12 protein-coding genes are annotated in these 14,437 nt (G+C 63.6%); 4 read left to right on the forward strand and 8 right to left on the reverse strand.

Annotated elements, in window-relative coordinates; genetic code table 11:
• Positions 1 to 90: 90 nt before the first annotated feature.
• From GDJ97_RS02175 to GDJ97_RS02205, 7 genes are all read right to left on the reverse strand, one after another.
• Positions 91 to 756: a GDSL-type esterase/lipase family protein gene (locus GDJ97_RS02175; protein WP_152069582.1), complete on the reverse strand. Its 666-nt coding sequence runs from the start codon at positions 754 to 756 to the stop codon at positions 91 to 93.
• Positions 753 to 2,255 carry a DUF4127 family protein gene (locus GDJ97_RS02180; protein ID WP_152069583.1) on the reverse strand — a complete coding sequence of 501 codons (1,503 nt, stop codon included), beginning with the start codon at positions 2,253 to 2,255 and terminating at the stop codon, positions 753 to 755. Before GDJ97_RS02180 ends, GDJ97_RS02175 begins: the two co-directional genes overlap by 4 nt.
• Positions 2,252 to 3,055 (reverse strand): HAD-IIB family hydrolase, encoded by an 804-nt coding sequence (locus tag GDJ97_RS02185; protein ID WP_226808733.1) that lies wholly within the window; start codon positions 3,053 to 3,055, stop codon positions 2,252 to 2,254. The genes GDJ97_RS02180 and GDJ97_RS02185 overlap by 4 nt, the downstream gene beginning before the upstream one ends.
• A gap of 143 nt (positions 3,056 to 3,198) precedes the next feature.
• On the reverse strand, positions 3,199 to 4,512 hold the full coding sequence (locus tag GDJ97_RS02190) for a PTS sugar transporter subunit IIC (protein ID WP_226808735.1): 1,314 nt from the start codon (positions 4,510 to 4,512) through the stop codon (positions 3,199 to 3,201).
• Positions 4,505 to 4,840, reverse strand: a complete 336-nt coding sequence (locus GDJ97_RS02195; RefSeq protein ID WP_226808737.1) for a PTS lactose/cellobiose transporter subunit IIA — start codon at positions 4,838 to 4,840, stop codon at positions 4,505 to 4,507. The genes GDJ97_RS02190 and GDJ97_RS02195 overlap by 8 nt, the downstream gene beginning before the upstream one ends.
• Positions 4,833 to 5,132 carry a PTS sugar transporter subunit IIB gene (locus GDJ97_RS02200; protein ID WP_152069584.1) on the reverse strand — a complete coding sequence of 100 codons (300 nt, stop codon included), beginning with the start codon at positions 5,130 to 5,132 and terminating at the stop codon, positions 4,833 to 4,835. Before GDJ97_RS02200 ends, GDJ97_RS02195 begins: the two co-directional genes overlap by 8 nt.
• The gene (locus tag GDJ97_RS02205; protein WP_193221268.1) at positions 5,129 to 7,138 is read right to left on the reverse strand and encodes a transcription antiterminator; all 2,010 of its coding nucleotides are present in this window, start codon (positions 7,136 to 7,138) and stop codon (positions 5,129 to 5,131) included. Before GDJ97_RS02205 ends, GDJ97_RS02200 begins: the two co-directional genes overlap by 4 nt.
• A gap of 416 nt (positions 7,139 to 7,554) precedes the next feature.
• On the opposite strand from GDJ97_RS02205, the gene GDJ97_RS02210 reads away from it, so the two are divergent.
• On the forward strand, positions 7,555 to 9,645 hold the full coding sequence (locus tag GDJ97_RS02210) for an alpha-N-acetylglucosaminidase (RefSeq protein WP_193221269.1): 2,091 nt from the start codon (positions 7,555 to 7,557) through the stop codon (positions 9,643 to 9,645).
• Between the two features lie 134 nt (positions 9,646 to 9,779).
• On the opposite strand, the gene arcC is transcribed toward GDJ97_RS02210, so the two are convergent.
• Positions 9,780 to 10,745: a carbamate kinase gene (gene arcC / locus GDJ97_RS02215; RefSeq protein ID WP_152069587.1), complete on the reverse strand. Its 966-nt coding sequence runs from the start codon at positions 10,743 to 10,745 to the stop codon at positions 9,780 to 9,782.
• Positions 10,746 to 11,198: 453 nt separating this feature from the next.
• On the opposite strand from arcC, the gene GDJ97_RS02220 reads away from it, so the two are divergent.
• Genes GDJ97_RS02220 through GDJ97_RS02230 form a run of 3 tightly spaced genes read left to right on the forward strand, consistent with a single transcriptional unit; the run spans position 11,199 to position 14,401 of the window.
• Complete coding sequence (locus GDJ97_RS02220) at positions 11,199 to 12,554, forward strand: MurT ligase domain-containing protein (RefSeq protein WP_193221270.1); 1,356 nt, start codon at positions 11,199 to 11,201, stop codon at positions 12,552 to 12,554.
• Positions 12,555 to 12,572: 18 nt separating this feature from the next.
• On the forward strand, positions 12,573 to 13,322 hold the full coding sequence (locus GDJ97_RS02225; RefSeq protein WP_152069589.1) for a hypothetical protein: 750 nt from the start codon (positions 12,573 to 12,575) through the stop codon (positions 13,320 to 13,322).
• Entirely contained in the window at positions 13,322 to 14,401 is a 1,080-nt protein-coding gene (locus tag GDJ97_RS02230; RefSeq protein WP_152069590.1) for an alanine racemase, read from the forward strand. The genes GDJ97_RS02225 and GDJ97_RS02230 overlap by 1 nt, the downstream gene beginning before the upstream one ends.
• The last annotated feature ends 36 nt before the right edge of the window (positions 14,402 to 14,437 follow it).

Genomic DNA, 14,437 nt, shown 5'->3' on the forward strand with positions numbered 1-14,437 from the left:
CGCTCCTCGCGTGATTTGCCGATCAACCGAGGTCCAGCCGGGACCAGCCAGCCCCAAGGGGCCAGCCAGCATCCGGCCAGCACCCGGCCCCTACTCCCCGAGCAGCTTGAGAATCTCCGGCTTAAGCAAGGCGGTTAGCCGCTCGAATCCCTTCTCATTCAGGTGCAGCCCATCCTGGTAGAACTCCGTCAGGGCCTCACCGTCCGCGGCCACGAACTGCGGGAAAACGTCCACGAACGTCGTCAGCGGATCCCGGACGGTCTCGTGGCAGAGCTCGAAGATCATCTTCGAGAAGTCGTTGCACCGGATGCCCGCGACGTGGTGGTAGTCGCGCAGCGCCTCAACGCACGGAAGCGTGGACCACAGGAGCACCTTCGCGTCCGGGCAGTTGCCCCGGATCACGTCGATGACGCGTGCGATGTTCACCGCAATCTCGCGCGGGGAGAGCATAACCGTGTTGCCCAGGTCGTTGATGCCGACCATCAGCACCACGAGCTTGGGCTGGTATTTGATCACGCCCTCGTCCACCATGTTCAGCAGGAGCTTGGAGGTTGCCCCGCCGATGCCGCAGTTGTACTTCAACGGCAGCTCGGAATACGACTCCTCGAGCGGGTAGATCTCGGTCAGCGAGTCGCCGAAGAACACCACGCCGCCCGGCTGGGCGTCCTTCGTCTGCTCCACGATCGCGAGCATGCGCTTGAGCTGCGTCTCGCGCAGCTGGAAGTAGTGCGGGTCGTACACCATCTGTTCCCTCATCGAGAGATCATCTCCATTTCCATGCCGATCTCGAACATGCGCCGCCAGGGCATGTAGATCCGCTTGATATCCACGGGATGCTCGCGTGCGATCTTCAGGCCGTCGTACAGCGCCTGGAGCTTGCCGCGGATGACGTCCTCCACATCGGCCTGGCGGTCCTTGAAGTCGTAGTACGAGAGCCCCCGGGACGGCAGCTCCTCGCGAACGACCTCGTCGCGCACGAGCGGCTGGTAGAACGTGTCCTCGATAACCCGGTAGCACACGTTGCGTACCAGGTCACTCGTCCCCATGATGACCTGGGCCAGCGTGGTGCCGAGCGTGTTGCAGTTCGTGTTCCACCCCGCATACGAGACGAGCTTATCCAGCACGCCCAGCTCGTCCAGGGCGCGGACGAGCTCCACGTCGCCGCCGTTGGAGAACGCACTGTCGCACAAAGCCACGCGCCGCCCCGCATCCACGTGCTCTTTAATGACGAGCTCGAAGTCGAGCAGCTGCCGGTAGCTCGTGTAAGTGACGTCCGGCTCCGCGCGCTGGATAACGGCCTCCTGCATGAAGGAGCCGGGGCAGTTGATCGCAAGGACGATGTCTGCCGCCTCGGCGCTCTGCACCAGGTGCGCCCCGCAGACCCGAACGTGGGACTTCAGGCTCTCGAACATCGGACGGTCCTCGTAGTTGGGAACGATCGTGGGCCCCAACACGGACGCATAGAACGGGTAGATGGCCGGACTCTTGCCCGTCTGCTCCACATAGGCGCGCGCCATGAGGGACATACCGACCTCGTCCGCGCCCGGGTAGATCATCACCTGGCCGCCCAGGCCCTCGGCCTTGAGCTCGCGAATCACGCGCTTCTGCGCGATCGCGGTGTAGCCGTAGGGCGCCGCGTCGTCCTGCGGAATCACCAGGAAGTCGATGGTGCCCTCCTTGAGGTAGGCGAGCGCCTCGAGGTTCATGTCGAGGTTGAAGTCCCGACGCGCCTCGTAGTCGACGAGGATATCAGACGGGATGTCGATGCCTGCCAGCTCGGCGGCGTCCTCCGCGGAGAGCTCCCCGTGACGCTCCTGGTAGTCGAGCAGGTACTTGCGGCGGAACAGACGGTAGCCGTATGTCTCGTAGTAGTCCGGCTCCTCCTCGCCCGAGTCGTAGCGCGGTGTGCGCATGATGCACTGGAACGCGTACACCTTGAGGCGGGGGTTCTCGCGCTTCATGCGGCGGAGCACCTCGAAGCGCGCCAGCACCGTCTCGCGGTCCAGATGGTGGATACGGGACGGGATGAGCCCGCCGTACAGGAGCATGTCGAGGGAGACGATCGCCGCGTCACAGCCGGTGGCGGCGCGGAGCATGAAGTCCTCCAGCACGCCCAAGTTCGCGGGGCGCTTCTTGTCGCCCAGGATGTCCAGGTCGGGTTCCACGAGATCTACGTCGTCCGCAGTCGACGCGACCATGCTCGGGAACACGCGGTTGCAGGGTCGCTCGTCGAGCGGGATGAACAACGTTCTCATGCGCGACCTCCCTTCGTCGCCACGCCGCCTGTGATGCGGCGCTCAGCGTCTAACAGGGCCTCCAGGATGCTCGGCTCCCGGTCCACCTCATAGGGGCACTCCATGTCCGAGACCAGATACGAGCGCGTGGCAATCGGGAACATGTCGTAGTCGTTGGGCGAGTCGCCGATCGCGTAGATGTCGTCGCCGGCGTAGAGCGTCCGGAGCGCCTCGCCCTTGGATGCCTTCTGCGACATGATCTCGAGCGAGGAGCGCGACGTCAGCACCGCCTTGCTCTTCACGCAGTGCGCGTCCACGAAGCCCTTGACCTTGAGCAGCTCCTCCTCGTCCCCGATCAGCAGGAACAGCACGACCGGCTGGCACGAGATCAGCCCGTCGAAATCCGGCTTGATCATATGGGAATCGTAAAGCTCGCGCGGGAAGTCCGGGTCGCGCTCCGTTGTCCAGTACCGGTTGGAGACCGTGTTGCACTCCACGCGCAGCGGCAGGTCACGCGCGTAGGCGTAGAACGAGCGCGCCTCCTGCTCGTCGAGCAGGGTGGCCCGATAGCTATCGCCCTTCACCAGGACGGCCCCGTGCTGCGAGATGCGGTCCCGGATGCCCAGGCCGTACCGGTCGCTGATGATCTTCACGTCGTGGTCGAGCCGGCCGGTGCAGATGGCGAGCTCCGCCCCCAGCGACCTGAGGCGCGCGAGCGCGGAGACCGTCTCCTCGCCACCGATCACCTCGTTGTTCGCACCGAGCAGCGTGCCGTCCAGGTCAAAGACCACGACGGGCCGCGCGGCGTCCATATGCGTCATATCCGTAGCTCCTCGCTTTCAAATTCGGATGATGTCCCCGGGCACATACGTCCCAGGGGTAGCAGCCAGCCCCGGCCGATGCATCGAACGGTTCAGTCCGTGCGGCCGCATGCGCAACCGCGCCCGCGCTGCCGCACCACGACCTACTCCTCCTCGGCCTCGATGGCCTCTTCCTTGTTCATCACGACGACGAACGGGGCGTAGATGACCACCGAAACGACCAGGCAGATGAGCGCGGTAAGCGCCGCGGTCAGGCTACCGCCGGTGGCAAGGAAGGCGCCAAGCACCGGGGTCGTGGTCCAGGGGATCAGCACGTAGGTGTAGGGCATGAATCCGATGAGCGTAGCCACGACGCCGATACCGATGGAGACGAGCGTGGAGATGATCATCGGGATGATCAGAATCGGGTTCATGACGACCGGCAGGCCGAACATGAGCGGCTCGGAGATGTTGAACAGAGACGGCACGAAGCCGATGCGCGCGATCGTCTTGTAGTCCTGACGACGGGAGACAAGGAAGATCGCGATGATGAGCGCCAGCATGTTGGCCGCGCCGCCCTGGAACGCCATGGTGTCGATGAACGGCTTGGTGATAATGGACAGGGTGCCGGACCCGCCCTGGATGACGGCGGCGTTCGCCGTCAGATTCGCCAGGTAGATGGGCTCAAGGATAGGACCGATGATGAAGGCCGAGTGGACGCCGAAGCCCCACAGCAGCATGTAGAGCAGATACACGATGGCGAGGCCGATGGGCGAGGTCACGAGCGCTGTGACGGGAATCTGGATGAACTGGGTGATCAAGTCGTTCATCGGCGCGCCGGCGGCGTTGGTGATCATGCGCACGAGGCCGAATATGATGATGGTGAGCGCCACAGGAATCAGCGAGTTGAACGAGCGCGCGACACCCTCGGGCACGCTATCGGGCATCTTGATGATGAGCGCCTTGAAGCTCGAGAGGAACTGGTAGACCTTCACCGCGAGGATGGCGGTGATAAAAGCCGTGAACATGCCCGCGGCGCTCAGGTAGGACGTCGTGATATACTCGCCGATCTTCTCATCGGTGGTGAACGGCGTCAGGCACAGGAAGCAAGCAACCGCCATCGCACCCACAATCGAGGTGCTCGACGGGGCCATGTCGTACTCCTCGGCCAGGGACTTCGCGACCGTGAACGCGAGCAGGATCGCTATGACCGACATGATGGCCTGGTTGATGACGGTGCCGAGGGCGAGCGCGTCGGTGAACGGCGTATGGAACCACTGGTCGAGGTAGTGTCCCTCACCAAGGAACACGCTGTTGATCAGCGTGAATAGCGACGCGACGATGATGAGCGGCATGATGGACATGAAGCCGTTACGAATCGCCGACAGGTACTTGTTCGACGACATCTTGGAGGCGACGGGCAGAAGCACGTTCGAAATCTTCTCCATCGCACTCGTCTTTCCGGATGTATCAGACATCGGATCTCCCTTCGATGAGCTTACATACCGTGATGAATTCCTCTGCGAGAATGCCGAATCCTTCGGCACTCATCAGCTGGTCCTCTGCATGGGCGAGAATCATGTTGACCGGCGTTTCCGTGCCGTCGACAACCTGCTGGAGCAGCTCCGTGTGGCGCGCATGCCCCTCCAGGTAGGCCTTCTTGCCCTCGTCGATGTAGGCGCCCGCCTGATCGAAATCGAACGCCTCGGCGCTGTGGATGGCACGGATGTACAGGCTCCGTGCCTGGCCGACGCCCGCGATGATCTCGAAACTCGCGTTGCAGATCTTCTCTTCTTCGCTAGTCACCAAGCACCTTCTTCGCTGTCTTCAGCACGGCTTCGCCGTTCATGGTCCCGTAGTCGCGCATCTTGATCGCCTCGACGGGGCAGGGGGCCTCCTTTGCGATCTTGTCGACCTGGAAGCTCACCTGGGGGCCGAGCAGGATGATGTCGGCATCCTTCTCCACGCCCTTGAGCTCGTCGATGGGATAGGCCGCGATCTCGCACGCGTAGCCATCCTTCTCCGCCGCCTCCCTCATCTTCTTCACCAACATGCTCGTGGACATGCCCGCTACGCAGGCCAGGATGATCTTTCTCATCGGTTCCGTCCTTTCTCTCTGTGTTCCACGCAATCAACCAGCGTCTGATACGCCGGGTCCCTCATGAGCAGCTGCATCGCCTCCTTGTCAGTCAAGAGGTCCGCCATGGCTTCGAAGAAGCCCTGCAACGAGAGCCCGGCGTCCCGGGCGGGGGAAATCAAGAAGATGAGCCGGGCGCTTTGGTCGTCCGACCAGGAAATCGGCTGCTTGAGCACCGCGACGCACACCCGGGTGGTCCGCCCGACGGCGTGCATGGGATGCGGCATGGCGATGGCGTTGCCGAAGGCGGTGGGCGCCATCTGCTCGCGCTCGCGCACGAGGACGGCGAGGTCGTCATCGATGCCGTCCTTGGTCGCGACCATCGAGCACAGGCACCGGATGGCCTCGTCTTTGCTTGCAAAGCTCGCATCCGCGACGAAAAGGTCACGGGAGAAGTAGTCCAGCAACCGCGTGGACTCGCGTGAGTTCCGCAGCGTCTCGCGCGCGAGGGCGATGTCGTTGGTGTCCAGGAAGACGCTCACCTCGCGCACCGGGACGGGAATACTGTCAGGCAGCGGCACGGTGGTGAACACGTAGTCGATATGGGAGTAATCCAGGTCGGGGACCTGGGAGACGTTGCAGGTGCACACCTCGCCGAGGTACGAGCCGAACTCCTGACGGCAGCGGTACTCGAGTAGGCGGGAGGAGCCCGCCCCCGAGGCGCACACGATCACGATGTTCTTCTTGGGCATGTCGGCGTGCTTGCGCTCGATCGCCAGCGCAAACGACAGGGCGATGTAGCCGATCTCGTCCTCGCTCGGAACGACGCCCGTGCGCTCCGTCAGCACGGTGGCGCACTCAGAGGCCATGGCGTAGGCAAGGGGCAGCCGGGCGAAGATGTCGTCCAGCAAGGGGTTTTTGAGCGCCATGTCGTATTTGAGCCGCACCATAAGCGGGGCAGTGTGCTTGGCCAGGTTGACGCGAAGCTCCAGATCGCTGCGGAAATCGAAGTGGAAGGCGTCGTTGACGCGGTCGAGCATCTCGGTCACGATCTCCCAGATGGCATCGGAGATGACGGGCGAGGAGCCGGAATCGTTTCCGTTGTCCAGGAGCCGCTTGCCCTCCAGATGAATCGCGATGTAGCCGACCTCCTCCGGCGGGAGCTTCACCTTGAACTCGTGATCAACCTCTGCGGCAACCTTTTTCGCCACGTCGTAGGCGTCCGTCGACTCGATGTGCGCCAGGCTCTCCCGGCGCATGGGGACGTAGTGCCCCTCGCGGATGCGCAGCAGGGCAACCGCGATATGCACCAGGAGGTTCTGATAGGAAATCGATGCCACCTGGAAGTTGCACGCCCCCAGCACCCGGTCGACGCAGCGCGCGATGACCGGCAAATCGAGCTCGCCACCCACCATCGGCGTCGCCGAGAAGTCCTCGTAGCGCTGCATCCCGTGCGCGGAGCCGGAATCTTCCAGCCACTGCAGCGCGATACTCGCGAGACAGGTGCGACGGTCCATCTCGTCGCCCGTCACGCGGATCCCGTAGTGCGGGCGCTTCTCGAGCGCGAGGCCGTAGGTCTGCAGGACCTTCTCGACGCCTTTCAGCTCATGCGAGATCGTCCTGCTCGACACGTAGAGCATGCCGGCAAGAGCATCTATGGTGATCCAGCCCGTCCGGGCGAGCAGGTCGTTGAGCAGATAGTAGACGCGGTTGGGAACGTCGCGCGAGAAGACCCCGCGCATGGGCTCCCGTGCCTTCACGAGCCAGACGGAGAACTGACGGCGGTCGTCGATGACGAGGCGGTACACACCGTGCGCGAGCTCGATATGGGCGATGCCCTCGAGCTGCTTGTTCACCCGCGACACGTACGTGCGGACGGTCCGCGTCGTAACGTTCAGTGCGCGGGCGCATGCTTCCGGTGCCATGGCACCTTCGTCGGAAAGCAGGAGCACTATGTCCTCGACCGTATGCCTCATCGCGACCTCCTCACCCGCCCACAGTAGTCCGCCACCCACCATGGATTCCATGCCGAAAAAATTCCTAATTGTGAAGCACATTTTCATGAATCGGGTTTTCGCAGGTAGCATTTGGTGTTTTTTTCGAACCGGGGGCTGGAGCACGCGGAAGTGTCCGTACCGTTTACCGATGCGCAATCGGTGAGTGGCTGTTTTGAAATGCCTGTAAACAAATGTTCGCGAAGATGGGGCATGGATAGGGCACCGGATGCGCGGGTGGCCCGGCCTGGCCGGTTGCCCATCAGCACCGTCTGCGCGGAGCCGCTGAAAGATCGTCTCCGGTTCGATCGTGCACGCGCGCGGAGCTGGGCGACGGAGTGCGCTCGGCCTGTCCGGCCCTATGGCGCAGCGCATCTTCTCGCTTCGGAAAACCGGCGTCGTGGAAGCGCGGACGCCGTATCGCTACCCTTTCCGTGGAGGCGATGTACATGAGCACTATCCAGGCGCTGAACGATCTGGCGGCTCGCGTTCTCGGACCGGGGCCCGCCGGGGGCATTCGGTTCCATCTTCGTTCCGGTAACGTGCACGAGGACGGGGACTGGTTCTCCCTCGAGGACGGAGATCCGGGGCAGGTGGTCATCGCCGGCAACACGGGAATATCGCTGGCTGCCGGCCTGAGATGGTACCTGGCCTACCGGATGAACATCAGCTTCGATCCGGTCTTCCTCCCCTCGACGCACGGCGCTCTGCACGGAGCAGCGACGGTGGCGGACGGACCGCTGCCGCCGGTGGGTGAGCGCGTCCTGCGGCAAACGCCGTTCACCTACCGCTACGCGCTCAACTACTGCACGTATTCCTACAGCATGGCCTTTTGGACCTGGCGGGAATACGAACCGTTCCTCGACTGGCTCGCCCTGAACGGGGTGAACCTCGTCCTCGACATCGTCGGGCAGGAGGAGGTCGTGCGCCGGCTGCTCATGCGCCATGGCTATACAGACGAGGAGGTCCGCCGCTACCTGCCCGGGCCCGCGTACCTCGCGTGGTTCCACATGGTCAACCTGTGCGGCACGGGCGGCCCGCTGCCCGCATCCTGGTTTGTGGACCGCCTCGAGCTCGCCCGACGCATCCACGCGCGCATGGCGGCGTTCGGCATGGAGCCCGTCATGCCCGGCTTCTCCGGCGCGGTCCCGGCGGACCTACCGCAGCACGATCCTCGCGCCCGCGTCCTCAACCTGGGCGACTGGTTTGGTATCACCCGCCCCGCGATGCTGGAGGTCGGTGCCGAGGGCACCGCGGCGGACGCCTATTTCTCCCAGATGGCGCACGCCTACTATGACATCCAGGACGACCTCTTCGGCGGGATCGCCCGCCACTACAGCGTGGACCCCTACCACGAGGGGAAACCCCCGGCGGGCGTGAACATCGCGCAGGTGTACCAGGCGGTGCAGCGTGCGATGCTTGCACACCGGCCCGGTGCGACCTGGGTGATGCAGCAGTGGGAGGGCAACGTCACGGACGAGAAGCTCGCAAGCCTCGTCGAGCCGCAACGCGCGCTCGTCCTGGACCTGCACAGCGAGGTCCAGACTGAGGAGGGACCCACCGAGCGCGCCGGGGTCCCCTGGATCTGGTGCGAACTGGGCAACTTCGGGGGCCGCAGGGGCATCACGGGGCCGCTCGACGTGGTCGCACGCGTACCTGAGCTGCCCGGGCGCCACCCCCACCTGTGCGGGATCGGACTGACGGCCGAGGCCCTGGAGGGGTCGCCCGCCGTCTTTGACCTGCTGTTCGAAACCGCCTGGCACAATGCGGCGGTCGACGTGCGGGGATGGCTCCGCGCGTGGTGTACGCGGCGATACGGCGCGGCAAACGAGCACGCCATCGCGGCGTGGGGCAGCCTGCTGCGCGGAGTGCTCCACGCACCGCGGACCCCGCGCGACCAGGAACCCGTCGAGTCCGTTGTGTGCGCCGTCCCGAGCATCGATCCCCCGGCCAAGGTCTCGCCCGTGGGCCACTGCGACGCGGACTACGATCCCGCGGACGTCGAGCACGCGATGGATGAGATGCGGCACGCCGAGGACGCGCTGGGGGATACCGAGGCGTTTCGCTGCGACCTTATCGATATACAGTGCCAGATGCTCACCGACCGCGCTCGCTCGCTCCAGCGGGAGATGGAGCACGCCTATGGGGCCGGGGACCTCGACGCGTACCGGGACGCCACCGCCCGGTTCCTGGAGCTGATCGATCAACAGGATGCGCTGCTCGCCGGGGAGGAGCGCTCGCGGCTCGCGCGGTGGACGGAGCGGGCGCGCACCGTGCTGCCTGATATAGATGGGGAGACGGAGCGGCGCTTCGTGCTCAACGCGCTCAGTCAGGTGACGACGTGGGACATGGGCGGGAGCGCTACGCTCATGGATTACTCGAACCGCCAGTGGAATGGCCTGCTCTCCGGCTACTACCGCGCGCGCTGGAGCGTGCACATCGCGAACCGCACCGCCGAGCTGGAAGGTCGGGGCCCCCACCCCGACCCGGACTGGTTCGCCTGGGGCCAGGCGTGGGTGCGCCGCCAGGCTTCGCTGTAAGGGCAACCTGGCGCGGGCCCTGCACGACGGAACCAGACACGTTCTCGCAAAAAAAGGAAGCGCCTCCGGAACGGAGGGCGCTTCCCCAAAGGAAAGAGGGCTTGCTTGCCTGCGGCGCGGAACCGCAGCGGAGCTTACGCGGTGATGCGCGTGCCGGACAGGCCGGCCATGGTCTCGGCGGCCTTGTCCAGCGCGCCGATGATGCAGGTGCGGCCCTTGCGGCTGCGCGCGAACTTGATGGCGGCGCGCACCTTGGGCTCCATCGAGCCCTTGCCGAACTGGCCCTCGTCGGCGAGCCTCTCGGCCTCGTCGGCGGAGATCTCCTCCAGCTCCTTCTGGTCGGGCTTGCCGAAGTTGATGGCCACGTGCTCCACGGCGGTCAGCAGGAACAGCACGTCGGCCTGGCAGTCCTCGGCCAAGAGCTCGCCGCCCATGTCCTTGTCGATGACGGCGGCCACGCCCTTGTAGCAGCCCTTGTCCGAGTAGTCGCGGACCACGGGGATGCCGCCGCCGCCGCAGGCGATGACGATGAACTCGTTGTCCAGCAGGTTGAGGATGGAGTCCGCCTCCACGATCTTCTTGGGATCGGGGCTCGCCACCACGCGGCGCCAGCCGCGGCCGGAGTCCTCCACGAAGGTCATCTCCGGGTTCTCCGCCATAATCTGCTTGGCCTGCTCCTCCGTGTAGAACGGGCCGATGGGCTTGGTGGGGTTGGCGAACGCGGGGTCGTCCGGGTCGCACTCGATCTGGGTGATGACCGTGGCGGCGTGCCAGCGCTTGTAGCGACGGTGCATCTCGCGGCCGATGCCCTGCTGCAGGTGGTAGCCGATGTAGCCCTGGCTCATGGCGCCGCACTCGGGCAGGTCCATGGAGGGGATCTTCTCGTCAGCCTCGTGCGCGGCGGCGAAGGCGTTCTGGATCATGCCGACCTGCGGGCCGTTGCCGTGGGTGATGATGATCTCGTTGCCTTGCTCGATGAGGCCCAGGAGGGCGTGGGCGGCGTTGCCGACCTTCTCGATCTGCTCGGCGGGGTTGTTGCCCAGCGCGTTGCCGCCGAGCGCGACGACGATGCGGTCCGGCTTGCCAAGGGGCTTGGACATGGGGGTTCCTTTCTGTCGTTTGACTCGCATGTGCTCGAGTCGTTGATACCGTGCCTCTCCGTGTTCCCGCGGATGCTTGGATTATATTCCGCTTTGTTGTTTGTTTATACATTTCTAACAAGAATGAGGCGAAAGGTCGAAATCGGCCGATAGGCGTTCCAACTTGTGATAGTTTATCAATCTCACAGGTACTTCACCATAATGCAGTGCTCTGCGCTCAGGTTTCCCCACAGGTGCGGAATGTGCATATCTAATCCAGCCTTCACATTTGTATGCATATTTGTAATTCGCACCGCACGTTATGGCACAGGCTTTTGGATATGGCACCCGTCGTGTGGTTCCGTTGAGACCCCGCGCACCCCCGCCCCCAGCTAGCGGGCATCCACTATAGTTATCTGCGCTACAAACAGGAAAAGGTCGCTTGAACCAGCGATGACCAGCCAGGGAGTGGGCATGAAGGCGCTTCGTTTCTACGTTGGACTTTGGCTCGGCAAGCTTGCCGCCGCCGTCATCAATCTTATAGACAAGAACCGGGGCACCAACACCCCCGGCGTGGTGGCGATGAAGATCTGCCCCAACTTCCTGAGCATGCTGAAGGACATCGATTATCAGAAGATGGTCTTCATCACGGGCACCAACGGCAAGTCCACCTCAAACAACATGTTCATCCATGCGCTCAAGACCGCCGGCAAGTCGGTCACCACCAACCTCTCCGGCGCGAACCTCATCACCGGCGTGGCCACCGCCATGCTCCACAGCGCATCCCTGACCGGCCACGTGAACACTGAGTTCTTTGTCTTTGAGACCGACGAGCGCTTCCTGCCCAAAATCTACAAGCACCTGCCCGCCAAGAACATCTGCATCACTAACATCCAGAAGGACCAGGTGCAGCGCAATGGCGAACCCGACTACATCTACAAGATCATCCGCGACGTGCTCAACAAGGACGTCACCGTCTTCGTGAACGATGACGAGCCCCGATGCAAGTCGCTCGGTGCGTACGCCGGTCGCGTGGTGCGCTACGGCGTTGCCAAGAACGACCGTTCCTTCACCAAGGACGGCTTCTACGACGTGGGCATGCCCTGCCCGCATTGCGGTCACGCGCTCCGCTTCCACTCCTACAACATCGATAACGTGGGCAGCTACACCTGTCCCTCGTGTGGTTTCTCCGGCGGTGCGGACGCCGACTGTCGCATCGACTCCGTGAACTACCAGGCGGGCACCTTTACCTGCGGCGACCGCACCTACGTGGCGCGCTACACCGAACCCTACTTCCTGTACGGTTACGCGCTCTGCCTGGCGCTCTGCAACGAGCTGAACGTGCCGCTCGACCAGGTGGCCGCTTCGTTCAAGACGTTCAAGAACATCGGTGGGCGCCTGGAGAACCTCTCCTACAAGGGCAAGACCATCAAGTACATCCGCATCAAGCAGGAGAACCCCGAGACCTTGCAGAGCGCCTTTGACTTTGTGGCCCGCGACCCCGAGCCCAAGCTGCTCATGCTCGGTCTAGAGCAGCTCGAGGACTTTCAGCCGTACTACACCAACACGTTCTACGCCTTCGACTGCGACGTTGACGCCCTCATCCACGCCAACCTGGAACGCGTGATCTGCTTCTCCGAGGCCGTGGCGTACGACACCGCCAACCGCCTGATCTACGGCGGCATGGACCAGGAGCGCATCTCCGTGCTCCCCACCGACAGCGACGACGCGCTACTCGACGAGCTTGACAAGTTCGATTGCGAAAACGTGTACCTGATCACCTGGCTCCACAAGTACGAGGAGCTTGAGCGCGATATTCCCCAGCGATAACGCAGGAGGCAACCTGGCATGACCGTACCCAATCTGAACATCACCTGGTGCTATCCCGACATCCTCAACCTGCACGGCGACCGTGGCAACATCATGGCGCTCGAGCACGTGGCCAAGCTCATGGGCGTCGATGCGCCCGTCACGCGCGTGAACGACCTGGACGATCCCATCGACTTCGAAGCCGCGGATATCCTGTTCTTCAACGTGGGCGAGATCAAGAGCGCCATCGCCGTGGGCCGCGCGCTCGCTCCGCACGCCGACGCACTCGCTGCCTACGTGAACGCCGGTAAGGTCGTGTTTGTCGTGGGCACCACGGTCTGCGCGTTCGCCGAACAGACCACCATGCTCGATGGCTCCGTTGAGGCTGGCCTGGGCCTCCTCAAGCTCAGCTGCACCGAACGCGAGCTCGTCTTTGGCGACGACCTCATCTTCACCGCGCCCGACTACGGCTTCGACGTGAACGGCAGCGAGATCTCGCTGGTAGACACGCATCTAAACCCCGGCACCACGCCGCTTGGCACCGTGCGCTACGGCCGCGGCAACGACGGCACCAAGACCGAGGGCGCGCGCGTGAAGAACCTCTTCTTCACCAACTGCCTGGGTCCCGTACTCGTCAAGAATCCCTGGCTCGCCGAGGATCTACTTCGCGAGGCGCTCAAAGCCAAGGGCGAGAAGCTGCCCGAGCGCGTTGACACCAAGCGCTACGACCTAGAGCTTAAGTCCATGGAGTGCATCAAGCGCTACAACGAGACGAAGGGTGAGCGCTAATGGAGGTCTCCAACCGCCCCTACCCCTCCGTCGAAATCAAAATCGACCGCATTCTGGAGAACGCCCGCACCGTGCAGGGCATCTGCCGCGAGCACGGCATACGCCTCTCCATGGTCACCAAGGTGCTCTCCGACAACCTCGAGGTGGTGAGCCACCTCGTCGACGCCGGCATCGACTGCATCTGCGAGGCGCGCATCGACAACCTCATCAGCTACCGTGAGCTCGACGTGGAGAAGTGGCTCATCCGCATCCCCATGCTGAGCGAGGTCAAGGACGTGGTGCGCTTTGCCGACGCCAGCCTGAACTCCGAGATGGAGACCGTGCGTGCGCTCAACCGCGAAGCCGCCCACCAGCACCGCGTTCATAACGTGATCCTGATGTACGAGCTGGGCGATTTGCGCGAGGGCATGATGCGCGACGAGCTCATGGCCTCCGTGCGCGAGTTCGGCGAGCTCGAGAACGTGCACCTCTACGGCTTGGGCGTCAACCTGAGCTGCTATGGCCAGGTGCTCCCGAGCGAGCGCAACATGGCCGAGTTCCGCCAGGTCGTGCGCGATGTTGAGGAAGAAATCGGTCGTCCGCTGGAGATCGTCTCGGGCGGTAACTCGACCTCTATGGAGATGCTCGTGGCCGGCACGCTGCCCCCCGCCATCAACAACCTCCGCATGGGTGAGGCCATCTTCTTTGGCAACCTGCCCTGCAAGGACCGCCCCATCGACTTCTTGAACCGCGACAACTTTGTGCTCAGGACGCAGATTATCGAGCTCAAGGAGAAGCCCTCCATGCCCTGGGGCAACCAGGGCGATGTGAACGCGCTGGGCGTGAGCACCCAGTTCGTGGACCGCGGTATCCGCAAGCGCGCCCTCGTGGCCCTTGGACGCCAGGATGTGAACCTCTACGACATCCAGCCGCTCGACAAGCAGATCAACGTGCTCGGCTGCAGTAGCGACCACACCATCCTGGACGTGACCGATAGCGAACGCGATTACAAGCTCGGCGACATCGTCGAGTTCCGCCTCGACTACGCCGGCCTCCTGGCGCTCATGACCACCAAGCACGTGAGCCGCAAGATCGTATAGCCGCTTGGCGCTCGCTGCCAGCCCCCGGCGCGGGCT

This window comes from Collinsella sp. AK_207A, from assembly GCF_902501965.1.
Lineage (GTDB): Bacteria > Actinomycetota > Coriobacteriia > Coriobacteriales > Coriobacteriaceae > Collinsella.